A 23,274-nucleotide genomic window follows, 5' to 3' on the forward strand; every position below is an offset into this window, starting at 1 on the left:
CCCGCCAATCCGTCGGCCACGCCTGCAACACCGGGCACGCAGGCCGCGATCCCCGGCGGCCCGACCACCGCCGCTCCCGTGCAGAGCCGCGCCACCGTCATCGCCGCCTCGCCGCGCGTCAAGATCGACACGCCGAGCATCTCCGGCAGCATTTCGCTGACCGGCGCGCGCATCGACGACGTGGCGCTGGTGAAATACCGCGAGACCGTCGATCCGAAATCGCCGGCCATCGAGTTGTTTTCTCCGTCGGGCACCAAGGAGCCGTTCTACGCCGAGTTCGGCTTTGTGCCGTCGGCCGGTTCGACCATCAAGATGCCGACCCGCGATACGCTGTGGACGCAGGAAGGCACCGGGGCGCTAACGCCGACCACGCCGGTGACGCTGACCTGGAACAACGGACAGGGCCTCACCTTCAAGCGCACCATCTCGATCGACGACAAATATCTGTTCACCGTTAAGGACGACGTCGCCAATGTCGGCGACGCGCCGGTGACGATCTATCCGTTCGGCCTGATCTCGCGCCATGGCACGCCGCACGTGTCCGGCTACTACATTCTGCATGAAGGCCTGATCGGCGTGCTCGGCGACCAGGGCCTGCAGGAGTACGGCTACAAGAAGATGGACGAGACGAAGGCGGTCGAGTTCAAGGTCTCCAACGCCTGGATGGGCATCACCGACAAGTACTGGGCCGGCACGCTGCTGCCGGACCCGAAGGCGAACGTGCAGGCGCGCTTCTCGTCGAACCTCGTCGGCACGCTGCGCACCTACCAGACCGACTATCTGCTCGATCCGATGACCATCGCGATCGGCGGCAGCGCCAGCACCACCACGAACCTGTTCGCCGGCGCCAAGGAAAACGCCACCGTCGACGCCTATGACAAGAAGCTCGGCCTCAACAAGTTCGACCGCCTGATCGACTGGGGCTGGTTCTACTTCATCACCAAGCCGATGTTCTTCATGATCGACTGGTTCTTCCACATCGTCGGCAACTTCGGCGTCGCGATCCTGCTGGTGACCGTGCTGGTCAAGCTGGTGTTCTTCCCGCTCGCCAACAAGTCCTACGCCTCGATGGCGAAGATGAAGGCCGTGCAGCCCCAGCTTGCCGCGCTCAAGGACAAGTATCCCGACGACAAGATGAAGCAGCAGCAGGAGATGATGGAAATCTACAAGAAGGAGAAGATCAACCCGATCGCGGGCTGTCTTCCGATTCTGATCCAGATTCCGGTATTCTTCTCGCTCTACAAGGTGCTGTTCGTCACCATCGAAATGCGGCATGCGCCGTTCTTCGGCTGGATCAAGGACCTGTCGGCGCACGACCCGACCAACCTGTTCAACCTGTTCGGCCTGCTGTCCTACGATCCGACCACGATTCCGGTGATCGGGCATTACCTCGCGCTCGGCATCTGGCCGATCATCATGGGCATCACGATGTGGTTCCAGATGAAGCTGAACCCGACGCCGCCGGATCCGACGCAGAAGATGATCTTCGACTGGATGCCGCTGATCTTCACCTTCATGCTTGCCTCGTTCCCCGCAGGCCTCGTGATCTACTGGGCCTGGAACAACACCCTGTCGGTGCTGCAGCAGAGCTACATCATGAAAAAGAACGGCGCGAAGATCGAACTGTTCGACAATCTGAAATCGACCTTCGCGGGCAGCAAAAAGACGACGTAGCGCGCGCAACGCCCCACCCTTCGAGGCCGTCGCTCCGCGACGGCACCTCAGGGTGACGCAACACCAAGGATCGTCATCCTGAGGTGCGAGGGCGAAGCCCGAGCCTCGAAGGATGACGGCGGATATTACAACCGAGACTCTTCGCATGACTGACAACACCGATGCGGAGCTGATCGAGGCCGGGCGAAAGATTTTCGCCGGGGACTGGCAGTTCATCTGGGCATCGCCGTCCATCGAGACGCTGCCGCCGATGAAGGGCGTCGAGGTTGCCTTTGCGGGCCGCTCCAATGTCGGCAAATCCAGCCTCATCAACGCCCTGACCGGCCGCAACGGCCTTGCGCGCACCTCCCACACGCCGGGACGCACGCAGGAGCTGATCTTCTTCGACGGCCCGACGCCGGCCGACGGCAAGGACGCTGGCCTGCGGCTGGTGGACATGCCGGGCTATGGCTACGCCTCCGCGCCGAAATCGCAGATCGCGTCATGGACCACGCTGATTCACAAATTCCTGCAGGGCCGCGCCAATCTCGCGCGGGTCTATGTGCTGATCGACGCACGCCACGGCTTCAAGGACGTCGACAAGGACGTGCTCAAGACGCTCGACAGATCCGCCGTCAGCTATCAGGTGGTGCTGACCAAGGCCGATCAGGTCAAGAAATCCGAACTTGAAAACACCATCGCGGCGACCAAGGCGGCGCTGGCGAAACATCCGGCGGCGTTTCCGGAAGTGCTGGTCACCTCGTCGCGCACCGGCGACGGCATGCCCGAACTGCGCGCCGCCATGATCCGCCTTTTGAGAGAACGAATCTAATGACCCAGAATGGTGTGCTGCGCCTCGCCGCTGTGCTGGCCGGAGTGATGGGTGCCGCCGGTGTGGTGCTGGCCGCTGCGTCCGCCCACCAGCCCGATGCCGCGCGGCTGGCCTCCGCCTCGTCGATGCTGCTGTTCCATGCCAGCGCCGTGATCGGCGCCGCGCTGCTGACCGGGCATGGCATCGCGCGGCGCGGCCCCGGCCTGACCGCGACCTTCGGTTTCGTTGTGGGTGCGGCGCTGTTCGCGGGCGATCTCGCCATGCGCCAGTTCGCCGGTCACGGATTGTTCACAATGGCCGCGCCGACCGGCGGCACGCTGCTGATCCTGAGCTGGCTGGTGCTCGCCCTCGCGGCGCTCTGGCCGCGGCGGGCGGCAAAATAAGAGATGTCGTCCCCGCGCAGGCAGGGACGACCGGAGAAATAAACGCGGCTGATCAATCTGCCCTTACGCTTTGCAGCGTCATCCCAATCGGCTAAACCCTCGGCATCTTTGCCAGCTCGCGCGAACGAGACTCCCCATGATGGATCTGCCGACCAATATCAGCCCGCAGGATCAGGCCCGCATCCTGTCGGAAGCGCTGCCGCACATGCAGCAGTACGACGAGGAAACCATCGTCATCAAATACGGCGGCCACGCCATGGGCGAGGAAAATCTCGCCAAGCAGTTCGCCCGCGATATCGTTCTCCTCGAACAGACCGCGATCAATCCCGTGGTGGTGCACGGCGGCGGCCCGCAGATCGCCTCCATGCTGTCGCGGCTCGGTATCAAGTCGGAATTCGCCGCCGGCCTGCGCGTCACCGACGCGCCGACCATGGAAATCGTCGAGATGGTGCTGGCCGGCTCAATCAACAAGTCGATCGTCAGCCATATCAACGAAGCCGGCGGCAAGGCCGTCGGCCTGTGCGGCAAGGACGGCAACATGGTCACCGCCACCAAGGCGACCCGCACCATGGTCGATCCCGGCTCCAACATCGAGAAGGTGGTCGATCTCGGCTTTGTCGGCGAGCCGGACAAGGTCGATCTCACCCTGCTCAACCAGTTGATCGGCTATGAACTGATCCCGGTTCTGGCGCCGCTGGCCTCGTCCGCCGACGGCAAGACCTACAACGTCAACGCCGACACCTTCGCTGGCGCGGTTGCCGGTGCATTGAAGGCCAAGCGCCTGTTGCTGCTGACCGACGTGCCGGGCGTGCTCGACAAGTCGAAAAAGCTCATTCCGGAACTGTCGATCAAGGATGCGCGCAAGCTGATCGCCGACGGCACCATTTCCGGCGGCATGATCCCGAAGGTCGAGACCTGCATCTACTCGCTGGAAGCCGGTGTCGAGGGCGTGGTCATCATCGACGGCAAGACCCCGCATGCGGTGCTGCTCGAACTGTTCACCAACCAGGGCACGGGAACGCTGATCCACAAGTGATGACAGCTCACCTCGTCATTGCGAGCGAAGCGAAGCAATCCACGCTCCTCAAGATGGATTGCTTCGTCGCTGCGCTCCTCGCAATGACGGGCCTGTTTGTTGCCTCCCCCGCCCGCGCCGATCTGAAAATCTGCAATCGCATGAGCTATGTCGTCGAAGCTGCCATCGGCATCGAGGACAGAACCGCGACCGCGACACGCGGCTGGTTCCGGATCGACCCCGCGACTTGCCGCGTGGTCGCGCAGGGCAACATCACCGCGGATCGCATCCTGCTGCACGCGCGCTCGTTGCCGGTGTATGGCGCATCGCCTGCCCCGCAGAACGGCACCGACAATCTCTGCGTCGCCCAAAAGGATTTCGTGATCGCGGGGCGACAATGCAACGCCAGCCAGACCTCCGTGCCCTTCACCGAGATCAAGCCGAGCACGTCCGAGGACGGTCATCAGGTCGCGTATCTCGCCGAAGGCGCGGAGTATGACGACGAACAGGCACGGCTGGCGGCAATCCAGCGCCTCCTTGTGATCGCCGGCTATGATGCCGCGCCGATCGACGGTGTCGACGGGCCAAAGACCCAGAACGCGCTCGCCGCCTTCCTGAAAGCGCGCGGCCTTGCGGCCAATGCGGCGGAAGCACCCGGATTTTTCGACAGCATGATTGCCGCCGTGGAATCGCCCTCGGCAACCGGCCTGACATGGTGCAACGACACGCCCTATCGTGTCATGGCCTCGATCGCCACCGACGACGGCAAGACCATCACCAGCCGCGGCTGGTATCGCATCGAGCCGCGCAAGTGCCTGCATCCCGACATCTCGGGACAGCCCCGCCGGATTTTCAGTTTCGCCGAAGCGGTCGATTCAACCGGCCGCACCATCAAGATCAACGGCCGGCCGCTGAACTGGGGCGGCGCAACCATGCTCTGCACCCGCGAGGCGCAGTTCGAGTTCTCCGAGCAGGGCGATTGCGGCCCGCGCGGACTGAACACGAGCGGCTACGATCGCGTCGACATGACCGCAGGGACCGGCAAGACATTACGCTTCGGGATGCCATGACAAAAGACAAACGCTCGTTCGCCCATGTCGAGACCTGGGTGTTCGATCTCGACAACACGCTGTATCCGCACCACGTCAATCTGTGGCAGCAGGTGGACGTCCGGATTCGCGATTTCGTCGCGCAGTACCTGAACGTGCCGAAGGACGAGGCCTTCAAAATCCAGAAGGACTATTATCGCCGCTACGGCACCACCATGCGCGGCATGATGACCGAGCACGGTCTCAAGGCCGACGACTTCCTCGAATACGTCCACAAGATCGACCATTCGCCGCTGGAGCCAAATCCCGCGATGGGCGCGGCCATCGAGAAGCTCCCCGGCCGCAAGCTGATCCTGACCAATGGCTCGCGCGCCCATGCCGGCGCCGTGCTGGAGCGTCTCGGGATCGGCAATCACTTCGAGGATGTGTTCGACATCGTCGCCGCCGAGCTAGAGCCCAAGCCCGCGCGGCAAACCTACATGAAGTTTCTCAAGCTGCACGGCGTTGATCCCTCGAAAGCCGCGATGTTCGAGGATCTCGCCCGCAACCTGGTGACGCCGCATGACCTGGGCATGACCACCGTTCTGGTCGTCCCCGACGGCACCAAAAACGTGGTCCGCGAGGACTGGGAGCTGGAGGGCCGCGATGCGGCGTATGTGGATCACATCACCGACAATCTGACCGGGTTTTTGGCCGCAATAAGGGCCTCAAACTGACCTTGTCCAACTTGACTCGCCGCCGCCAAATCCCGACAAAAGCGGCATCCCAAAACTGCTTTTCTGCCAAGGAACACCGATGTCCCTCGCCGCGCTTGAAACCACACTGAATGCCGCCTTCGAGGCCCGCGATACCATCAACGCCAACACCAAAGGCGAGGTCCGCGATGCCGTGGAGCTAGCGCTCAACCTGCTCGACAAGGGCGAGGCGCGCGTGGCGGAGCGGCAGGCCGACGGCAAATGGCAGGTCAATCAGTGGCTGAAGAAGGCGGTGCTGCTGTCGTTCCGCCTCAACGACATGGCGCCGATCACCGGCGGCCCCGGCGGCGCGCAGTGGTGGGACAAGGTGCCCTCCAAGTTCGAGGACTGGGGCGAGAACCGTTTCCGCGACGCCGGCTTCCGCGCCGTGCCGGGCGCGATCGTGCGCCGTTCGGCCTATATCGCCAGGAACGTCGTGCTGATGCCGTCCTTCGTCAATCTGGGCGCCTATGTCGATGAAGCGACCATGGTGGACACATGGTCCACGGTCGGCTCCTGCGCGCAGATCGGCAAGCGCGTGCACATCTCCGGCGGCGTCGGCATCGGCGGCGTGCTCGAGCCGCTGCAGGCCGGTCCCGTCATCATCGAGGACGACTGCTTCATCGGCGCGCGCTCGGAAGTCGCCGAAGGCGTTATCGTCCGCAAGGGCGCGGTGCTGGCGATGGGCGTATTCCTCGGCGCGTCGACCAAGATCGTCGACCGCGAAACCGGCGAAACCTTTATCGGCGAAGTGCCGGAGTATGCGGTGCTCGTTCCGGGCACGCTGCCGGGCAAGCCGCTGAAGAACGGCCAGCCCGGCCCGAACACCGCCTGCGCCGTCATCGTCAAGCGCGTCGATGAGCGCACCCGCTCCAAGACCAGCATCAACGAACTGCTGCGGGACTGATCCTCGCGGATGACCGACGCCCTCTCCATCGCCCGTGACCTGCTGCGTTGTCCCTCGGTGACGCCGGCGGATGCGGGCGCGCTCGGCGTGCTGGAGAAGCTGCTCGGCAATGCCGGGTTCGAGGTGCATCGCGTCACCTTCTCCGAGCCCGGCGCGGCGGACATCGACAATCTCTACGCTCGCATCGGCACGCAAGCGCCGCACATCACCTTTGCAGGCCATACCGATGTCGTGCCCGCTGGCGACGAAACAAAGTGGACCCATGGTGCGTTCGCGGGCGATGTGAAGGACGGCATGCTCTACGGCCGTGGCGCGGTCGATATGAAGGGCGGCATCGCCTGTTCAGTCGCTGCCGTGCTGGATTATCTCGCGGCCAACGGCGGCAAGCCCAAAGGCTCGATCTCGTTTCTCATTACCGGCGACGAAGAAGACATTGCCGTCAACGGCACCATCAAGCTGCTGCAATGGGCCGCGGCGCGCGGCGAAAAATTCGATCACTGCGTGCTCGGCGAGCCCAGCAATGTCAACGAGATCGGCGACACCATCAAAGCCGGGCGGCGCGGTTCGCAAAGCGGGACAATTATAGTGGACGGTGTGCAGGGTCATGTCGCCTATCCGCATCGCGCCTCCAATCCGGTTCCGGACATCGCGGCGATTATCGCGGCCGTGAGCGGCGATCCGCTGGACAGCGGCACCGAGCATTTCCAGCCGTCGAACCTCGAATTCACCTCGGTGGACGTCGGCAACCCCGCCTGGAATGTGATTCCTGCTCAGGCGCGCGCACGCTTCAACATTCGCTACAACGACCGTCACACCCGCGAATCGCTGCGTGCGCTGATCGAAGAGCGTGTCACCAGGGCGAGCGGCAATCGCATCAAGGCGCATGTGGTGTGGGAGCCGTCGAATTCCGATGCCTTCCTGACCCAGCCCGGCCCGTTCACCGAGCTTGTGTCCGCCGCCATCGAAGAGGTAACGGGCCGCAAGCCTGAGCTGAACACCGGCGGCGGCACCTCGGACGCGCGGTTCATTACGCATTATTGTCCGGTGCTGGAATTCGGCCTTGTCGGCCAGACCATGCACCAGATCGACGAGCGCACGCCGGTCGCCGATCTTGAAAAGCTGACGAAGATCTATCGCGGCGTGCTGGATCGCTACTTCGCATGAACGACACGAACACCAGCGGCCCCATCGTCGTCCTCACCGCCATCGACAACGAGTTGAAGAAAGAGCGCGCGCCAGACGGCGTCGAGGTGATCTATACCGGCGTCGGCAAGGTCAACGCCGCCCATGTCGCGGCGCTCACCGTACTCGCGCTGCAGCCGAGGCTGATTATCAACTACGGCACCGCCGGCAAGATTGCGCACATTCACAATGGCCTTGTGGAGGTCGCGCATGTGATCCAGCGCGACATGGCGGCCATGCCGCTGGCGCCGCGCGGCCGCACGCCGTTCGCGCCGGAGATGGACCGCTTGTCATCCGGCTTCGACGGCGTGGTCTGCGGCACCGGCGACAGCTTCGTCACCGCCATCGACCCTTGGCTGGTGGAGAACAGCATCGACATTGTCGACATGGAGCTGTTCGCCATCGCCCATGTCAGCCAGCGTCATGCGATTCCATGGCGCGCTTTCAAGTTCATCACCGATGCTGCGGACGAAAACGCCGCCGATCACTGGAACGAGAATGTCGCTAACGGTGAAGACTTATTCTGGGATGCGATGAAAAGCATCGCACGATGATGCTCCCTCGCCCCGCTCTTGCGGGGAGACGGCTGGGGTGAGGGGCGCTTGTTTCCTTTTGGCGGACCTATGCCCCTCACCCGGCGCCGACCTCTCCCCGTAAACGGGGAGAGGTAAAAGACCTCAATACTCAACCCGTACCAGATACAGCCCGTCCGGCGGCGCGACGGGGCCGCAGGCTGTGCGGTCGCGCGCTTCGAGCGCATTGCGCAAATCCTGCGCCATCCAGCGGCCGTGCCCCACCCACACCAGCGAGCCGACCATCGAGCGCACCTGGCTGTGCAGGAACGAACGTGCGGAGGTCGTGATGGTCACCTCGTCGCCCTCGCGCGCCACATCGAGCGCATCGAGCGTTTTCTCGGGGGACTTCGCCTGACACTCGGTGTCGCGGAAGGTGGTGAAGTCGTGCCTGCCAAGCAGCACCTGCGCGGCTTCGTGCATCGCGTCTGCATCCAGAGAACGCGGCACACGCCACGCCTGCCCTGCCTTGAGCGCAAGGTTCGCCCGGTGATTGACGATGCGATAGATGTAATGCCGCTTTGTCGCTGAAAACCGTGCGTCGAATGTGTCGGGCACGATCTCCGCCGACAGCACACCGATCGGATGCGGCCGCAGATGGGCGTTCAGCGCATCGCGCACGCGATCGGCCCTGTAGTCTTTCGCCAGATCGATATGCGCCACCTGCCCAAGTGCATGCACGCCCGCATCGGTGCGGCCTGCGCCGTTGACCCGGACCCGCTCGCCGGTCATCGCGGCCACGGCATCTTCCAGCGCGCCCTGCACCGACGGGCCCTTGTCCTGATACTGCCAGCCCCAGAACGGAGCGCCATCATATTCGATGATGAGCTTGTAGCGGGGCATCAGCTCGCTCGCGCCGGCGGCTTGAGCGGCGTGCCGTTGAGAAACGCATCCGCCTTCATCGGCGGCTTTCCGGCGCGCTGCAGTTCCAGAATGCGGATCGCACCGTCGCCGCAGGCAACCGTGAGCTTGTCGTCCCGCACATCGCCCGGCGCGCCGGAGCCTTTGGCAAGCTCACAGCGCAGCACCTTGATGCGCACCGGCTCACCGTCAATCGCGATCTCGAACCACGCTCCGGGAAACGGCGACAGGCCGTGAATGTGCCGCAGCACCTCACGGGCGGACCTTGTCCAGTCGATCCGCGCCTCGGCCTTGTCGATCTTGGCGGCGTAAGTCACGCCTTCTTCGCTCTGCTTCTTCAATTGCAGGCCACCGCGTGACAGCGCGCCCATGGCGCGCACCATCAGGTCCGCGCCGAGCGGCGCGAGCGCGTCATGCAGGTCCTGCGCGGTCATGGCATCGGTGATCGGCAGGCGCTCGGCCATCGCCACGTCGCCGGTGTCGAGCCCGACATCCATCTTCATGACCATGACGCCGGATTCCGCATCGCCCGTTATCACGGCGCGATTGATCGGGGCGGCGCCGCGCCAGCGCGGCAGCAGCGACGCATGCAGGTTGAAACAGCCGAGCGGTACCGCATCGAGAATGTTTTTCGGCAGGATCATGCCATAGGCCACCACAACGGCGGCATCGGCATTGTGCGCACGGAATTCCGCCTCGGCTTCCGGTGTCTTCAAGGTCTTCGGTGCGAAAACCGGAATGCCGAGCTGGCGCGCGGCCATTTCCACCGGCGTCGCCTGCAGCTTCATGCCGCGCCCGGCTGGTTTGGGTTCGCGGGTATAGACCGCGACGATCTCATGGCCATGATCCGCCAGCGCCAGCAGCGTCGGCACTGCGAAATCCGGCGTGCCCATGAAGATCAGACGAAGCGGCATCAAAAGCTCCGGCTTATTTCGCCGCGAGCTTGGCGGCCTTGGTGAACTTCTTCATCACGCGGTCACGCTTGAGCTTGGAGAGATAATCCACAAACAGCACGCCGTTGAGATGGTCGATCTCATGCTGGATGCAGGTGGCGTAAAGCCCCTCCGCATCTTCCTCGCGCGTCACGCCTTCAAGGTCCATGAAGCGCACGCGCACCCGCGCGGGGCGTTCGACCTCTTCATAGTATTCGGGAATCGACAGGCAGCCTTCTTCATAGACTGACAGCTCATCGGACGACGCGAGAATTTCCGGATTGATGAAAACGCGCGGCTCCTTCTCGCCCTCCTTCTTGGAGAGGTCCATGGTGATCAGCCGCAGCGGCACCGCGACCTGGATCGCGGCAAGGCCGATACCCGGCGCGTCGTACATGGTTTGGAACATGTCATCGACCAGCGTCCGGATGTCCGGCGTGATTTTTTCGACGGGCTTGGAGATCAGCCGCAACTGTTTGTCCGGCAGGATGATGATGTCACGAGGATTGGCCATGCTGCGCGATGTAATGGGCGCGCTTGCCGGGGTCAAACATGTTGTCGCACCAAACGGTTGCGCCTTGGGTTCCTTGCCGTTCACCGCCGATTAACCATCAAAATCAGGTATTTATTAACCATAAATGTTCCCTGTTCGTTCGCATTCACCGCCGAATCGGGTTACAAGGAGGCATGAACGAGATTCTTTTTATCCTCGGCGATGTGCCGGTCCGCATGAGTGCCGCCCTGATCGCCTTCGGCGCGCTGGCGCTGTTGCTGCTGCTCATCATCGCCATCGTCATCGCACGCTCGGGCGCGAAGGGCGCGGAAGCCGCCATGGCGCAGGCGGTGCGCGCCGACGAACTTGAGGAACGCCTCGCCGAGGTTCTGCGCATCCAGAATGAAGCTGCGGGCCGCGTCCACGAAATGGGACAGGCGCTGGCCGGACGGCAGGCCGACATGGCGCGCGCCGTCAACGAGCGGCTGGATTCGGTGACCCACCGCGTCGGCCAGTCGATGGAGCAGACCACGCGCAACACCATGGATTCGCTGCGCGCGCTGCACGAGCGCCTCGGCATCATCGACAACGCGCACAAGAATCTCACCGACCTCACCTCGCAGGTGACGACCCTGCGCGACGTGCTCGCCAACAAGCAGTCGCGCGGCGCGTTCGGTCAGGCGCGGATGGAAGCCATCGTGCAGGACGGCATGCCGAAGGATTCCTACGCTTTCCAGCACACCCTCTCGAACAGGACCCGCCCGGATTGCGTGATTTTCCTGCCCGACCAGCGTCCGCTCTGCGTCGATGCGAAATTCCCGCTGGAAGCCTTCACGGCACTGCGCGACGCACGCACCGACGAGGAAAAGAAAGCCGCGACGCAACGGCTGCGGCAGGACGTGATGAAGCACGTCAACGACATTGCCGACAAATACCTGATCCCCGGCGAGACGCAGGACACGGCCCTGATGTTCGTGCCATCGGAATCCGTCTATGCGGAAATCCACGACGGCTTCGACGACGTGATCCAGAAAGCCTATCGCGCACGGATCGTGCTGGTGTCGCCGTCGCTGCTGATGCTGGCGATCCAGGTGATGCAGCAGATTTTGAAGGACGCGCGGATGCGCGATGCCGCCGACCTGATCCGCACCGAGGTGATGCATATGTCGGACGATCTCGGCCGGCTGCGCGAGCGCGTGCTCAAGCTGCAGAAGGATTTCGGCAACGTGAACGAGGACGTGCGCCAGATCCTGATCTCGGCGGACAAGATCGAGAAGCGCGCGGGCCGCATCGAGGAACTGGATTTCAGCAAGGGCAGCGAGCCTGCGGATGCACCCCGAGTCGTCTCCTCCAGCGACCTGTTTCCGCCACATCCCCTGCGCAAGCTGCAGGCGGGAGAGTAATTTTCCGGTAGCAGCTTCTTCCTCCCCTCTCCCCTTGTGGGAGAGGGTGGCGAAATCGAGCAAAGCGAGATTGAGCCGGGTGAGGGGTTACGATCTCATCGTGGTGTCCATACCCCTCACCCGCTTCGCGGCTGCGCCGCTCAGCACCCTCTCCCACAAGGGGAGAGGGGAAGGTGCGAATCTGCTAACACCGTCGCATGACAGCACCCGACACCGTAAAAATAGAGCCCGCTGCCAACGCCACATCCCGCGCCTCATGGCGCGAGGCGCTGGCCGTCTATCTGCAAAAGCGCGTGCTGATCGTGCTGTTCCTCGGCTTCTCGTCGGGGCTGCCGCTGGCGCTGTCCGGTTCGACGCTGCTGGTGTGGATGCGCGAGTCCGGCGTCGATCTCGGCACCATCGGCCTGTTTGCGCTGGTCGGCACGCCCTACACGCTGAAATTCCTCTGGGCGCCACTGGTGGACGCGCTGCATGTCCCGCTGCTCACAAGGTGGTTGGGGCGTCGGCGCGGCTGGCTGGTGTTCGCGCAACTGCTTTTGATCGGAGCGATCCTGCTGCTCGCGGTGACCGATCCGGCGCGCTCGCCATTCTATGTTGCGCTCGGTGCGCTGCTGGTGGCCGCGGCCTCGTCCACGCAGGACATCGTGGTCGATGCGTTCCGTGTCGAAAGCCTGCCCGAAAGTGAGCAGGCCGCTGGCATGGCGTCCTATGTGGCGGCCTACCGCGTCGGCATGCTGATCTCGACTGCCGGTGCGCTGTTTCTGGTCAGCGGATTTGAATCGACCGGCCTCGCCAAATCCGCCGCGTGGATGTGGGGCTATATCGCCATGGCGGCGATGGTGCTGATCGGGATGATCGCGGCGCTCGCCGCCACCGAGCCCGAGCAGTCACGCCGCGCGGAAGAGGCGACGAGCGGCGAGAGCGCGATCTCCCGCGTCATTAACGCCGCGATCGGCGCCTTCACCGAATTCCTGACCCGCAAGGACGTCGGGGCAGTGCTCGCCTTCGTGATCCTGTACAAATTCACCGATTCGTTCTCCGGCACCATGACCGCGCCGTTCGTGATCGATCTCGGCTTCACCCGCAACGACTATGCCGCCATCGTCAAGGGCGTCGGCCTTGCCGCCACGCTGATTGGCGGATTCGCGGGCGGATTTCTGGCGCGCGCATGGTCGCTGGAAGCGTGCCTTTGGACCGGCGGCGTGTTGCAGGCGATTTCCAATCTCGCCTTCGCGTGGCTGGCCTTTGTCGGCCACAATCAATGGGCGCTGGCGCTGGCGATCACGGTGGAGAATTTCACCGGCGCGATCGGCACCGTGATCTTCGTCGCTTACCTCTCGTCGCTGTGCCAGAGCCCGCTGCACACCGCGACCCAATATGCGCTGCTCACCGCCTTTGCCGCGATCGGCAGGACTTATCTCTCGGCTGGCGCGGGCTATGCCGCGCAGGCGACCGGCTGGCCTGCGTTCTTCGTGCTCAGTGTGCTGGTCGCGGTGCCGAGCCTGATCCTGCTGGCCTGGCTGCAGCGGCGCGGACATTTCGAGTCGCTCCGGCGGCGCGAGGCAGCCGCACCATAATCGCTCAGGCCGCCTTCTTCTTCGCAGCCTTGCTGACCAGCGCCGCAATCGGCCCGATGGTCTTGCCAACCATCTTTCTGTAGCCCGCCGCGTTGAAATGCTTGTCGCCGCCGCCAACGGTGAGCGCCGGATTTTGATGGTCCGCCACGTTGTAAACCGGCGGCCGGATCACATAGCTCTCGATCCCCTTCGCCCGCAGGCGGCTGACAATGCCCGCGACGTTGGCCCGAACCTCCGCCATGCTGACGCCCCGGCGGATATCGTTGATGCCGATCCAGATCACCGCCACCCGCGTGCCCGACGGCACCGCCGAGTCCAGACGCCCCGCAAGGCCCGAACTGGTATCGCCATTGATGCCGCCATTGCTGACGCTGACATTCAGGCTGCGGGCATTCAGCGCGGCCTGAAGCTGGCTTGGATAATTCTCGGAGGACGAGATGCCCTTGCCGTAGACATTGCTGTCGCCAATCACCGCGACCTGCACCTGTGCGACCGCAGATTTCACAACGGCCGGAGCGACCAAGAAAAGAGCAGTCACGAAGAGAGACGCAAACAGCCTTCGCTGCAATGACATGACCGCCCCAAAAACCGATGTCCAGAATCGGAAGACTAGGGCGGGTGTCCGAACACCGTCAAGCGCATCAGTGTCTGGTGACGACACTCCACTTTGTGACGATGGCATCACTGAGCTGTCCGGCGGCCTGCGCGCAGGAGAGTTCATTGGCCTTCAGCGCAATGCTCTTGCCGATATACGGCTTCAGCGCCGCGGCCTCGGCGTCGCTATTGGTCACGATCTGGAATGTCTCCGGGCCGGTTTCGAGATTGCACATGCCCGACGGCGGCGGCAGGCGGCGCGGCTCGCTGGTGAGCTGATAGGTGATGACCCGCTTTTTTCTCGGACCGGAACGCATCGCCGTCAATTCACCCGACAGCACCTCACCCGTCTTCAGTGGCTTTGCCTTCTGCTGCGCAAGAGCATCGGACGAGATCAGCACGGAGAGACAGCCGGCGGCGAGCATGGCGGGGGCATTCGCGAACAGACGGAGAAACATCAGGCTTCCATTTCGTGAATTTCAGGTTGGTTTTTAGAACAGCGTCCGCTGCCGCATGGCGGCCGACAGTGTCCCCTCGTCGAGATAGTCAAGTTCACCGCCGACCGGCACACCGTGCGCCAGCCGAGTGACCTTGACATTGGCATCCTGCAACAGGTCGGTGATGTAATGGGCCGTGGTCTGGCCATCCACCGTCGCATTGAGTGCAAGGATGATTTCCGTGACCCGGGGGTCGAGCGCACGCTGCACCAGAGCGTCGATGGTCAGATCCTGCGGACCGACACCATCGAGCGGCGACAGCGTGGCGCCGAGGACGTGATAAAAACCATTTGTGGCATGAGCGCGTTCGAGCGCCCATAAATCCGCGACATCCGCCACCACAACGATGATCGACGGATCGCGCCGCGTATCGGTGCAGACGGTGCAGGGATTTTGCGTGTCGATGTTACCACAGGTGTTGCAGACCTGAATCCTGTCGATCGCCACCTGCAGCGCCGCCGACAGCGGCGTCATCAATGCTTCGCGCTTCTTGATCAGATGCAGCGCGGCGCGGCGCGCCGAGCGCGGGCCGAGACCCGGCAACCGCGCCAGCAACTGGATCAGACGTTCGATTTCGGGGCCGGCGACCGAGGATGCCATTCGAGAAAGCTCTTAAAATTCCAACTCTCAACCTCGTCATTGCGAGCGGAGCGAAGCAATCCATTCCAAAGGAAAGCTGGATTGCTTCGTCGCTTGCGCTCCTCGCAATGACGATTGTCAATCACATCTCTAGCCGAGGCCCAGCCCCGGAGGCAGGCCGAGCCCGCCGGTCAGCGCCTGCATCTTTTCCTGCATCGCGGCTTCGGCCTTGCGGCGCGCATCGCCAAGCGCGGTGACGAGGAGGTCTTCGAGAACCTCACGCTCGTCCGCCTTCATCAGCGACGGATCGATCTTCACCGCCTTGACTTCGCCCTTGGCGGTCATGCGCACGCCGACGAGTCCGCCGCCGGACAGGCCCTCGACCTCGATGGTGTCGAGTTCGTCCTGCAGCGCCTTCATCTTGGACTGAAGCTGCGCCGCCTGTTTCATCATGCCGAGAAAGTCAGCCATGAATTGATCCCTTGTGGTTGATGTCCGGACAAATCATCCGGAATCCGTTTATCTCGTCTGAAATTCCCGTTTTAAAGATCGTCGTCTTCTTCGGCGGCAGCGACAGGACCGGACTCATCGGCGCCGGTGTCGGCGTCCGGCACGATACGCCGCACATCAATCACCTGCGTGCCGGGAAACTTCGCCATCACCGCCTGCACGCGCGGGTCGGCGTGAATGCCATCGGTGAGTTTTTCCTTCTCCGCCTGCGCCTGCGCGCGCAGGGTCGGCTCGCCGGCCTCATTGGAAACGATCACGGTCCAGCGCCGACCGGTCCACTGTTCGAGCTTGCGCGACAGATCGTTGACAACGGAGCGCGCGGCGCTGCGCTCCAGTGCCACTTCCAGCCTGCCGTCTTCCATGCGCACCAGCCGCATGTCGGCTTCCAGCGCGGACTTAAGCTGGATGTCGCGCTTCTCGCTGGCGAGCGCCACAAGTTCGGCAAACGTATTCAGCCGCCGCACTGGCGCCGCCGCGGCAGGCGCCGGCGCGGGCGTGCTCATCTGCGGACGCGGTGATGTATCGAGCGCGGGCCGCGAACCGGACGCCACCGCGCGAACCTGCGAACCATCATCGCTTCTGGACGATAACGCGGCTGACGGACCGCGCGGCGCGGCATTGCCGACGACATTGCCACCCAGAAGGTGCGAGCCGCCACCATTGGCGTCAATCATCCTGATCGCCTCATCCGGCGTCGGCAGGTCCGCCACATAGGCGATCCGCACCAGCACCATCTCGGCCGCCGCCTGCGGCCGTGTCGCGGCCTGAACCTCGGCAATGCCCTTGAGCAGCATCTGCCACATCCGCGACAGCACGCGCATCGACAGCTTGGCCGCGAAATCGCGACCGCGCGTGCGTTCGGTTTCTCCGAGTGCGAGATTCTCCGCCGTCGCGGGAACGACCTTCACCCGCGTCACGAAGTTCACGAACTCTGCGAGGTCACTGAGCACAACCACCGGATCAGCGCCGGTGTCGTACTGGTCGCGAAACTCCTTGAAGGCCGCGGCGATGTCGCCGCTCGCCAGCGCCTCGAACAGATCAATGACCCGGGTGCGATCTGCAAGCCCCATCATCTGCCGTACGTCTTCGGCGCGCACCACGCCTGCGGCATGGGCGATCGCCTGATCGAGCAGCGACAGCGAATCGCGCACCGAACCTTCGGCCGCGCGCGCGATCATCCCCAGCGCTTCAGGCTCGGCCTGCACGCCTTCCTTGGACAGGATGTTCGACAAATGCGTCATCAGCACATCCGACTCGACCCGCCTCAGATCGAACCGCTGGCAACGCGACAGCACCGTCACCGGGACCTTGCGAATTTCCGTGGTCGCGAACACGAACTTGGCATGCTCCGGCGGCTCCTCCAGAGTCTTGAGGAAGGCGTTGAACGCCTTCTCGGAGAGCATGTGGACTTCGTCGATAATGTAAACCTTGTAGCGCGCGCTGGAGGGCGCGTAACGCACGCCATCGGTAATCTGGCGCACATCGTCGATGCCGGTATGCGATGCCGCGTCCATTTCGAGAATGTCGATATGTCGGCTTTCCATGATCGCCTGGCAGTGCACACCCATCTTCGGCATGTGGATGGTCGGCCCCTTCACCGAACCATCCGGCAATTCGTAGTTCAGCGCGCGGGCCAGAATGCGCGCGGTCGTGGTCTTGCCGACGCCGCGCACGCCGGTGAGAATCCAGGCCTGCGGCACACGTCCCGTCTCGAACGAATTCGAGATGGTGCGCACCATGGCTTCCTGGCCGATCAGATCATTGAAATTAGAGGGACGATATTTGCGCGCGAGCACACGGTAACCGGCGCCTGAGGCCGGTGAAGCGGCAGGCTCTCCGCCGAGCGCGAAACCGGGCTGATCGTCCGAGGCCGCACCGGCAATATCAGCATCGGTCATGGACTGGTCCGCGATTGTCTCGGCTAGCGTATCTGGAGAGAGCGCGCGGCGCACGCATCACGCCTTGTCCGCCCGGCGGAAAAGCGAGGTAGGAGACTGACGAGCGACCCGATCCGGACCTCGTTAGGGCTGCTTCCTTCCGGACCTGACCCGGTTGGCGAGTGGCTCGTCCACCGCCAATCTCCCGGTCCCTATTTGGGGCCAAATCCGCCGGAAAGCAAGCGCCGGGCGGCGGTTCGCACCGCCTTGTTTCGGCTTGCGAAATCGGCCGTTTTCAGGGCCGCGTGGCTTGAGACGGACGCCTGCTTGCCCCGATTGCGCAAGGGCATGGAAGCTCCGCGCGCAACCTGCCATGAGAAGTGTTGTTCGCGGCCCTGCTCTCTGCAAAATTGCCGGAACTGTTTCGGGAATCCCTATGTCCGCTTCCGCCTGGTCGCTCCACCACATCCTCGAAAAAGACACCCTCAACATCGGCGACCTGCCGCTGTCGCGCGTGCTTGTCATCAAGGACGCCAACTATCCCTGGCTGCTGCTGGTGCCGCGCCGCCCGGATACCGTCGAACTCATCGACCTGAACGAGATCGAGCAGGCGCAACTGACCACCGAGATCAACCGCGTCGCCCGTGCGCTGAAGGACATCACCAAGCCCGACAAGCTGAACATCGCGGCATTGGGCAATGTCGTTCCGCAATTGCATGTTCACATCATCGCACGCCGGACCACGGACGCGGCATGGCCGCGCCCGGTCTGGGGCGTGGTACCGCCGCTGGCGCACGATCCGCAGGAAGTCGAAACCTTCATCGCCGCGCTCCGCCGCAAGATCTGGCTGAGTTGAGAGCTCGCGCCCACACTGAAAATCAGGCTGACAATCAATGACAACCAATGAAAAGCCCTTTCCCCTTGGCCAACCCGGCTTCGTCTCGCATCCCATCGACCGCGCGGCGCATATCCGCACCGATGCCGACAAGCTGTTCGCGCTGGAAGGCGACCGCAAGGCGCGGGCCTATGTGGTGCATCGCGACTCGCTGTTGATGACGATGGGCGCTGACGGTCCGCGCGCGCTGCTGACGCTGGATGAAGCACGGAAGTTCGGCGCCAATCCCGGCACCATTTTTCTCGGCCTGCACGAAGGCGCGCCGATTTTCGGCATGGGCATCGCCGCTTCGGCCGCCGAAGACCTGATGGGACGTCAGGATGTCGCCGTGGAAAACCTGCGCGCGGTGGCCGCAAGCGGCGCGGTGCCCGCGCGCGAACTGTCCACCATCGCCATGGCGAAGTCGCTGGTGAGCTGGCATCAGCGTCACGGCTACTGCGCCAATTGCGGCGCGCGCACCTCGATGGCGGACGGCGGCTGGAGGCGGATCTGCCCGAGCTGCAAGACCGAGCATTTCCCGCGCACCGATCCGGTCGTCATCATGCTGGTGACCGACGGCGAAAGATGCCTGATGGGCCGCCAGTCGCAGTTTCCGCCGACCATGTGGTCGTGCCTTGCCGGTTTTGTCGAAGCCGCTGAAACCATCGAGCAGGCGGTCCAGCGCGAAATCCTGGAAGAGGCGGGAATCCACTGCACCGATGTACGCTATTACATGACGCAGCCATGGCCCTACCCGTCATCGCTGATGATCGGCTGCAGCGCCCGCGCCACCACCACCGACATCACCGTGGACCGCACCGAGCTTGAGGACGCGCGCTGGTTCACGCGCGACGAAGCGGTTGCGATGCTGGCGCGCAATCACGCCGAAGGCCTGACGGGACCGCATCCGGTCGCCATCGCGCATCATCTTCTCGCCAACTGGATCGCGGAAACCGCATGAACGCGCGCGGTTCCGCGCACGGAACCGCATGGCCCGTCATGGATTGTCCCGGTCACGGCAAGTCATGACCATTTCACGCGAGGTTCAGTGTCAGCGAACAGCCCCCATCAAGAGCGCACGGCATCCCCACGCATCGTCTGCATCGGTATGCCGGTGCGCGATCTCATTTTCCGCGTTCCGGAAGTGCCCGCGCGCGGTCAGAAGGAATACGCCAGCGCCTTCGCCGAAATCGCGGGCGGCAACTCGCCCAATGCGGCGATTTCCATCTCGCGCCTCGGCGGCCGCGTTCTGCTGACCGGCCCGATCGGCGGGGCGCTGGCTGCGAGCAATGCGATCATCGACGACCAGTTCAGAAGCGAAGGCATCGACACCAGCGGGCTTGTGACCGTGGATGACGTGGTGACTCCGATTTCGAGCGTGCTGATCGATCCGAGCGGCGAGCGCACCATTGCCACGTTCCGCGACCCGAAACTGTGGACCGTCACCCTGCCCCCGACAGAAACCCTGCTCGCCGATTGCGCCGCCGTCCTGATCGAAAGCCGTTGCGCCGAATTCGGCACCGATGTTTGCGCGGAAGCGCAACGCCGCGGCATTCCTGTGATCATCGACGGCGACCGCATGATGTCGATGCGCGAGGGATTGCTGCAGGTCGCGTCGCACATCATTTTCTCGGCGGAGGCGCTGCATGCCACCGCCGGCGAAAGCGATGACGTCACCGCGTTGCGCAAGCTCGCGCAGGTGACCCCGGCTCTGCTCGGCGTCACCTCCGGTGCGAGAGGCGTGATCTGGCTCGATCCGCAGGGCGAGCCGCGCCAGATGCCGGCCTTTCCGGTCCACGTCGTGGACACGCTGGGCGCAGGCGACGCCTTTCATGGAGCGTTTGCCCTTGGCGTCGCCGAGGACATGCCGCTGGAGCAGGCGATGCGATTCGCGTCTGCCACCGCGGCGCTGAAATGCACCCGGTTCGGCGGCGCGTTCGGTTCGCCTCAACGCATTGAAGTTGAAGAGTTTTTGAGCACAAATCTGGCGGGCGCAAGCGGGTAGAGGGTCTCTAAAAGCCACTGATTTGGGCTTGCCTGAGAATGATTTTCTATCTATGAGGTATTTAACCCTCAATTATAGAAGAAAGTTCTTTTGATGTCTGACCTTGCCGTCGCGCCGATTGATGCTCCGCGCCGACTCGATGCCATCGACCGCAAAATTCTGACCGTTCTGCAGGACGACGCCTCGCTCTCGGTCGCCGAAATCGGTGACCGCGTCGGCCTTTCCTCCACGCCGTGCTGGAAGCGGATTCAGCGCATGGAGGCGGAAGGCATCATCCTGCGCCGCGTGGCGCTGGTCGATCAGAACAAGATCGGCCTCGGCATCACCGTGTTCGTCTCGGTGGAGAGCGGCGACCATTCCGACGCCTGGCTGAAGAAATTCGCTGATGCCGTCAGCGCCATGCCCGAAGTGATGGAATTCTACCGCATGGCCGGCGATGTCGATTACATGCTGCGCGTGGTGGTCGCGGACATGCAGAGCTACGACATTTTCTACAAGAAGCTCATCAGTGCCGTGGCGTTGAAAAATGTGACCTCGCGCTTTGCGATGGAGAAGATCAAGTCGGTGACCGCGCTGCCGGTGCCTGCTCTGACGGCGGCATAATCTGCCGTATCGGTTTCGCGGAAAGCCGCCGGTCAAAGCCGGCGGCTTTCGTCTGGCCCGATTGATCGTTTTTTACGATTGAAATAACATATATAATCAGTTGGATTGATTATTCGCTATCTTCGATAATCCGGCCGGAAACCGGAGTTCGGCCATGACGACACAATCGCTGCACCTGCCGCATCCAGGCAAAACAACCGCGCCCGCTGCCCACGAGGACAGCCCGCATGGGACTTCTCTCGCATCCGGCATCTGGCCCGGATTGCTGCTCACCGGCCTGATCACCGCCGCAGCCTTCGGCCTGCGCGAAGTCCCGGCGGTTTCGGCCTTCAGTCCGCTGATCATCGCCATTGTCATCGGGATGCTGTTTCACAATGTGATCGGAACACCGGCACGCGCAAAACCAGGCGTGACATTCACCCTGCGCAAGATTCTGCGCTTCGCCATCATCCTGCTCGGCCTGCAACTGACCGCGGCGCAGATCGCCGAGGTCGGCGCGGCTGGACTTGCGGTGATCGCGTTGACGCTGATCGCGACATTCGTGTTCACGACATGGCTTGGCCGTCTGCTGGGTGTCGAGAGGGGCCTCACGCAACTGATCGCGGCCGGCACCTCCATCTGCGGTGCATCCGCCGTCATCGCCACCAACACCGTCACCTACGCGCATGACGAGGATGTCGCCTATGCGGTGGCCTGCGTCACCGTATTCGGATCGATCGCGATGTTCGTCTATCCGCTGCTGCCCGGCCTGCTTCATCTCGACCCGCGCGCCTATGGCCTGTGGAGCGGCGCGTCGATTCACGAGATCGCGCAGGTGATCGCCGCCGCGTTTCAGGACGGCAAGCAGGCCGGCGAATTCGGGACCATCGCAAAGCTCTCGCGGGTTGCGATGCTGGCGCCGGTGGTGATTGCGCTCGGCTTGCTGGCCACCCGGCGCAACCGGACGCCCGGTGCGGCACACGCCAGCCCGCGTCCGCCGATGCCGTGGTTCGTGCTGGGCTTTGCCGCACTGGTGGGCGTCAACAGCATCGTCGCGATCCCGCCGGACGTGAAAGGCACGATCATCACCATCACGACGATCCTGCTGACCATGGCGCTGGCGGCGATGGGGTTGGAGACCGACATTGCAAAACTTCGCGCCAAGGGCCTGCGGCCGCTGCTGCTCGGTGCCGCGGCCTTCCTCTTCATCGCGACATTCAGCCTGATGCTGGTGAAGATCACGACCTAGGAGAGTTCATGACGCTGGAGCAGTTGCGGATCTTCGTCGCAGTCGCGGAGCAGGAGCATATGACCCGAGCAGCGGAGACGCTGCACCTGACGCAATCGGCGACCAGCGCGGCGATCGCCGCGCTGGAGGAGCGTCATGCCGTCCGCCTGTTCGACCGCGTTGGACGCAACATCAAGCTGACCTCGGCGGGAAAACTCTTTCTGACCGAAGCGCGCGCGGTGCTGGCCCGTTCCGCCGCCGCCGAAGCCATGCTTGACGATCTCGCAGGGCTGAAGCTCGGATCGCTGGCACTCGCTGCCAGCCAGACCGTCGGCAACTACTGGCTGCCGCCGCTGATCCAGCGTTACCATTCGCTATATCCCGGCATCGCGCTGGACCTGAAGATCGGCAACACCGAGCAGGTGGCGGCATGGCTGCTGGACGGCCGCGCCGATCTCGGATTTGCCGAGGGCAAGGTCGATGCGCCAGCGTTGTCGTCGCGCGTCGTTGCCGAGGACGAACTTGTGCTGGTGGTCGGCGCTTCGCATCCATGGGCAAGGAAACGCACGGCAACGCTGAACGAGCTGAAAGCCTCCGAATGGATCGCGCGCGAGCAGGGCTCCGGCACGCGCAAGGTTTTTGAGATGGCGTTGGCCGAACTCGGGCTGAAGAAAAACGATACTCGGATCGCGCTCGAACTACCGTCCAATGAATCGGTCCGCGGCGCCGTGATCGCGGGCAGCGGCGCAACCGTTCTCTCGAAGCTGGTGGCGGAGAACACGCTGAAATCGGGCGCGCTGGTCGCGCTCAAGTTGCCGCTGCCCTCGCGCAGCTTCTATCTGCTGCGCCACAAGGAGCGGCACCAGACCCGGGCAGACAAGGAGTTTGTGAAGCTGATCGGATGACCCACGAACCATCCGTCATGGCCGGGCTTG

The 23,274-nt window shown here is 63.4% G+C and carries 25 protein-coding genes and 1 other RNA gene; 17 read left to right on the top strand and 9 right to left on the bottom strand.

Annotated features, from left to right (window positions below):
* The 9 genes from yidC to HMPREF9696_RS13330 form a co-directional block, all read left to right on the top strand.
* A partial coding sequence (yidC, locus tag HMPREF9696_RS13290; RefSeq protein ID WP_002713542.1) for a membrane protein insertase YidC occupies window positions 1-1,674 on the top strand: 1,674 nt, incomplete at its 5' end.
* 145 nt (window positions 1,675-1,819) lie between these two features.
* On the top strand, window positions 1,820-2,485 hold the full coding sequence (yihA, locus tag HMPREF9696_RS13295) for a ribosome biogenesis GTP-binding protein YihA/YsxC (protein WP_040301441.1): 666 nt from the start codon (window positions 1,820-1,822) through the stop codon (window positions 2,483-2,485).
* Window positions 2,485-2,868, top strand: coding sequence for a DUF423 domain-containing protein (locus tag HMPREF9696_RS13300; protein WP_002713544.1), 384 nt, complete (start codon window positions 2,485-2,487; stop codon window positions 2,866-2,868). The genes yihA and HMPREF9696_RS13300 overlap by 1 nt, the downstream gene beginning before the upstream one ends.
* Window positions 2,869-3,004: 136 nt before the next feature.
* A complete protein-coding gene (gene argB / locus HMPREF9696_RS13305) occupies window positions 3,005-3,904 on the top strand; it encodes an acetylglutamate kinase (protein WP_002713545.1) in 900 nt (299 codons plus the stop codon).
* A complete protein-coding gene (locus HMPREF9696_RS13310; protein ID WP_002713546.1) occupies window positions 3,904-4,953 on the top strand; it encodes a DUF1036 domain-containing protein in 1,050 nt (349 codons plus the stop codon). Before argB ends, HMPREF9696_RS13310 begins: the two co-directional genes overlap by 1 nt.
* Complete coding sequence (locus HMPREF9696_RS13315) at window positions 4,950-5,648, top strand: pyrimidine 5'-nucleotidase (RefSeq protein WP_002713547.1); 699 nt, start codon at window positions 4,950-4,952, stop codon at window positions 5,646-5,648. The genes HMPREF9696_RS13310 and HMPREF9696_RS13315 overlap by 4 nt, the downstream gene beginning before the upstream one ends.
* 79 nt (window positions 5,649-5,727) lie before the next feature.
* On the top strand, window positions 5,728-6,573 hold the full coding sequence (dapD, locus tag HMPREF9696_RS13320) for a 2,3,4,5-tetrahydropyridine-2,6-dicarboxylate N-succinyltransferase (RefSeq protein ID WP_002713548.1): 846 nt from the start codon (window positions 5,728-5,730) through the stop codon (window positions 6,571-6,573).
* 9 nt (window positions 6,574-6,582) lie between these two features.
* Window positions 6,583-7,737: a succinyl-diaminopimelate desuccinylase gene (dapE, locus tag HMPREF9696_RS13325; RefSeq protein WP_002713549.1), complete on the top strand. Its 1,155-nt coding sequence runs from the start codon at window positions 6,583-6,585 to the stop codon at window positions 7,735-7,737.
* Entirely contained in the window at window positions 7,734-8,309 is a 576-nt protein-coding gene (locus HMPREF9696_RS13330; protein ID WP_002713550.1) for a phosphorylase family protein, read from the top strand. The genes dapE and HMPREF9696_RS13330 overlap by 4 nt, the downstream gene beginning before the upstream one ends.
* A gap of 123 nt (window positions 8,310-8,432) precedes the next feature.
* Here the strand turns inward: HMPREF9696_RS13330 and truA are convergent, their stop codons facing one another.
* The 3 genes from truA to def are packed head-to-tail and all read right to left on the bottom strand — an operon-like array spanning window position 8,433 to window position 10,634.
* The gene (gene truA, locus HMPREF9696_RS13335; protein ID WP_002713551.1) at window positions 8,433-9,170 is read right to left on the bottom strand and encodes a tRNA pseudouridine(38-40) synthase TruA; all 738 of its coding nucleotides are present in this window, start codon (window positions 9,168-9,170) and stop codon (window positions 8,433-8,435) included.
* Complete coding sequence (gene fmt / locus HMPREF9696_RS13340) at window positions 9,170-10,102, bottom strand: methionyl-tRNA formyltransferase (protein WP_002713552.1); 933 nt, start codon at window positions 10,100-10,102, stop codon at window positions 9,170-9,172. The genes truA and fmt overlap by 1 nt, the downstream gene beginning before the upstream one ends.
* Before the next feature lie 13 nt (window positions 10,103-10,115).
* Window positions 10,116-10,634, bottom strand: a complete 519-nt coding sequence (gene def / locus HMPREF9696_RS13345) for a peptide deformylase (RefSeq protein WP_002713553.1) — start codon at window positions 10,632-10,634, stop codon at window positions 10,116-10,118.
* Window positions 10,635-10,807: 173 nt separating this feature from the next.
* Between def and HMPREF9696_RS13350 the strand changes: the two genes are divergently transcribed.
* Complete coding sequence (locus HMPREF9696_RS13350; RefSeq protein ID WP_002713554.1) at window positions 10,808-12,016, top strand: DNA recombination protein RmuC; 1,209 nt, start codon at window positions 10,808-10,810, stop codon at window positions 12,014-12,016.
* A 197-nt stretch (window positions 12,017-12,213) separates the two neighbouring features.
* Window positions 12,214-13,593, top strand: a complete 1,380-nt coding sequence (locus HMPREF9696_RS13355) for an AmpG family muropeptide MFS transporter (protein ID WP_002713555.1) — start codon at window positions 12,214-12,216, stop codon at window positions 13,591-13,593.
* Window positions 13,594-13,597: 4 nt separating this feature from the next.
* Here the strand turns inward: HMPREF9696_RS13355 and HMPREF9696_RS13360 are convergent, their stop codons facing one another.
* The 6 genes from HMPREF9696_RS13360 to ffs all read right to left on the bottom strand — a co-directional run bounded on the left by HMPREF9696_RS13360 (window position 13,598) and on the right by ffs (window position 17,856).
* On the bottom strand, window positions 13,598-14,131 hold the full coding sequence (locus HMPREF9696_RS13360) for an SGNH/GDSL hydrolase family protein (RefSeq protein ID WP_245259229.1): 534 nt from the start codon (window positions 14,129-14,131) through the stop codon (window positions 13,598-13,600).
* A 103-nt stretch (window positions 14,132-14,234) separates the two neighbouring features.
* Window positions 14,235-14,645 carry a hypothetical protein gene (locus HMPREF9696_RS13365; RefSeq protein WP_002713557.1) on the bottom strand — a complete coding sequence of 137 codons (411 nt, stop codon included), beginning with the start codon at window positions 14,643-14,645 and terminating at the stop codon, window positions 14,235-14,237.
* A 33-nt stretch (window positions 14,646-14,678) separates the two neighbouring features.
* Window positions 14,679-15,284: a recombination mediator RecR gene (gene recR, locus HMPREF9696_RS13370; RefSeq protein ID WP_002713558.1), complete on the bottom strand. Its 606-nt coding sequence runs from the start codon at window positions 15,282-15,284 to the stop codon at window positions 14,679-14,681.
* A gap of 129 nt (window positions 15,285-15,413) precedes the next feature.
* Window positions 15,414-15,734, bottom strand: coding sequence for a YbaB/EbfC family nucleoid-associated protein (locus HMPREF9696_RS13375; protein ID WP_002713559.1), 321 nt, complete (start codon window positions 15,732-15,734; stop codon window positions 15,414-15,416).
* Window positions 15,735-15,805: 71 nt separating this feature from the next.
* Window positions 15,806-17,671 (bottom strand): DNA polymerase III subunit gamma/tau, encoded by a 1,866-nt coding sequence (locus HMPREF9696_RS13380; RefSeq protein ID WP_002713560.1) that lies wholly within the window; start codon window positions 17,669-17,671, stop codon window positions 15,806-15,808.
* A gap of 88 nt (window positions 17,672-17,759) precedes the next feature.
* Window positions 17,760-17,856, bottom strand: an RNA gene (gene ffs / locus HMPREF9696_RS21325) — signal recognition particle sRNA small type.
* Between the two features lie 230 nt (window positions 17,857-18,086).
* On the opposite strand from ffs, the gene HMPREF9696_RS13385 reads away from it, so the two are divergent.
* From HMPREF9696_RS13385 to HMPREF9696_RS13410, 6 genes are all read left to right on the top strand, one after another.
* The gene (locus tag HMPREF9696_RS13385) at window positions 18,087-18,506 is read left to right on the top strand and encodes an HIT domain-containing protein (RefSeq protein WP_002713563.1); all 420 of its coding nucleotides are present in this window, start codon (window positions 18,087-18,089) and stop codon (window positions 18,504-18,506) included.
* Window positions 18,507-18,543: 37 nt separating this feature from the next.
* Window positions 18,544-19,485 (top strand): NAD(+) diphosphatase, encoded by a 942-nt coding sequence (gene nudC / locus HMPREF9696_RS13390; protein WP_002713564.1) that lies wholly within the window; start codon window positions 18,544-18,546, stop codon window positions 19,483-19,485.
* Window positions 19,486-19,572: 87 nt separating this feature from the next.
* The gene (locus HMPREF9696_RS13395) at window positions 19,573-20,529 is read left to right on the top strand and encodes a sugar kinase (protein ID WP_002713565.1); all 957 of its coding nucleotides are present in this window, start codon (window positions 19,573-19,575) and stop codon (window positions 20,527-20,529) included.
* A gap of 93 nt (window positions 20,530-20,622) precedes the next feature.
* The gene (locus tag HMPREF9696_RS13400; protein ID WP_002713566.1) at window positions 20,623-21,132 is read left to right on the top strand and encodes an Lrp/AsnC family transcriptional regulator; all 510 of its coding nucleotides are present in this window, start codon (window positions 20,623-20,625) and stop codon (window positions 21,130-21,132) included.
* Window positions 21,133-21,286: 154 nt separating this feature from the next.
* The gene (locus HMPREF9696_RS13405) at window positions 21,287-22,360 is read left to right on the top strand and encodes a YeiH family protein (protein ID WP_002713567.1); all 1,074 of its coding nucleotides are present in this window, start codon (window positions 21,287-21,289) and stop codon (window positions 22,358-22,360) included.
* An 8-nt stretch (window positions 22,361-22,368) separates the two neighbouring features.
* Window positions 22,369-23,244, top strand: coding sequence for a LysR family transcriptional regulator (locus HMPREF9696_RS13410; RefSeq protein ID WP_002713568.1), 876 nt, complete (start codon window positions 22,369-22,371; stop codon window positions 23,242-23,244).
* The last annotated feature ends 30 nt before the right edge of the window (window positions 23,245-23,274 follow it).

It is taken from the genome of Afipia clevelandensis ATCC 49720 (genome assembly GCF_000336555.1).
Lineage (GTDB): Bacteria > Pseudomonadota > Alphaproteobacteria > Rhizobiales > Xanthobacteraceae > Afipia > Afipia clevelandensis.

Bases quoted from the DNA above. Each gene is read 5' to 3' on its own strand.
- yihA (WP_040301441.1), top strand. From the start codon at position 1,820: ATGACTGACAACACCGATGCGGAGCTGATCGAGGCCGGGCGAAAGATT.
- HMPREF9696_RS13300 (WP_002713544.1), top strand. From the start codon at position 2,485: ATGACCCAGAATGGTGTGCTGCGCCTCGCCGCTGTGCTGGCCGGAGTG.
- argB (WP_002713545.1), top strand. From the start codon at position 3,005: ATGATGGATCTGCCGACCAATATCAGCCCGCAGGATCAGGCCCGCATC.
- HMPREF9696_RS13310 (WP_002713546.1), top strand. From the start codon at position 3,904: ATGACAGCTCACCTCGTCATTGCGAGCGAAGCGAAGCAATCCACGCTC.
- HMPREF9696_RS13315 (WP_002713547.1), top strand. From the start codon at position 4,950: ATGACAAAAGACAAACGCTCGTTCGCCCATGTCGAGACCTGGGTGTTC.
- dapD (WP_002713548.1), top strand. From the start codon at position 5,728: ATGTCCCTCGCCGCGCTTGAAACCACACTGAATGCCGCCTTCGAGGCC.
- dapE (WP_002713549.1), top strand. From the start codon at position 6,583: ATGACCGACGCCCTCTCCATCGCCCGTGACCTGCTGCGTTGTCCCTCG.
- HMPREF9696_RS13330 (WP_002713550.1), top strand. From the start codon at position 7,734: ATGAACGACACGAACACCAGCGGCCCCATCGTCGTCCTCACCGCCATC.
- truA (WP_002713551.1), bottom strand. From the start codon at position 9,170: ATGCCCCGCTACAAGCTCATCATCGAATATGATGGCGCTCCGTTCTGG.
- fmt (WP_002713552.1), bottom strand. From the start codon at position 10,102: ATGCCGCTTCGTCTGATCTTCATGGGCACGCCGGATTTCGCAGTGCCG.
- def (WP_002713553.1), bottom strand. From the start codon at position 10,634: ATGGCCAATCCTCGTGACATCATCATCCTGCCGGACAAACAGTTGCGG.
- HMPREF9696_RS13350 (WP_002713554.1), top strand. From the start codon at position 10,808: ATGAACGAGATTCTTTTTATCCTCGGCGATGTGCCGGTCCGCATGAGT.
- HMPREF9696_RS13355 (WP_002713555.1), top strand. From the start codon at position 12,214: ATGACAGCACCCGACACCGTAAAAATAGAGCCCGCTGCCAACGCCACA.
- HMPREF9696_RS13365 (WP_002713557.1), bottom strand. From the start codon at position 14,645: ATGTTTCTCCGTCTGTTCGCGAATGCCCCCGCCATGCTCGCCGCCGGC.
- recR (WP_002713558.1), bottom strand. From the start codon at position 15,284: ATGGCATCCTCGGTCGCCGGCCCCGAAATCGAACGTCTGATCCAGTTG.
- HMPREF9696_RS13375 (WP_002713559.1), bottom strand. From the start codon at position 15,734: ATGGCTGACTTTCTCGGCATGATGAAACAGGCGGCGCAGCTTCAGTCC.
- HMPREF9696_RS13380 (WP_002713560.1), bottom strand. From the start codon at position 17,671: ATGACCGATGCTGATATTGCCGGTGCGGCCTCGGACGATCAGCCCGGT.
- HMPREF9696_RS13385 (WP_002713563.1), top strand. From the start codon at position 18,087: ATGTCCGCTTCCGCCTGGTCGCTCCACCACATCCTCGAAAAAGACACC.
- nudC (WP_002713564.1), top strand. From the start codon at position 18,544: ATGACAACCAATGAAAAGCCCTTTCCCCTTGGCCAACCCGGCTTCGTC.
- HMPREF9696_RS13400 (WP_002713566.1), top strand. From the start codon at position 20,623: ATGTCTGACCTTGCCGTCGCGCCGATTGATGCTCCGCGCCGACTCGAT.
- HMPREF9696_RS13405 (WP_002713567.1), top strand. From the start codon at position 21,287: ATGACGACACAATCGCTGCACCTGCCGCATCCAGGCAAAACAACCGCG.
- HMPREF9696_RS13410 (WP_002713568.1), top strand. From the start codon at position 22,369: ATGACGCTGGAGCAGTTGCGGATCTTCGTCGCAGTCGCGGAGCAGGAG.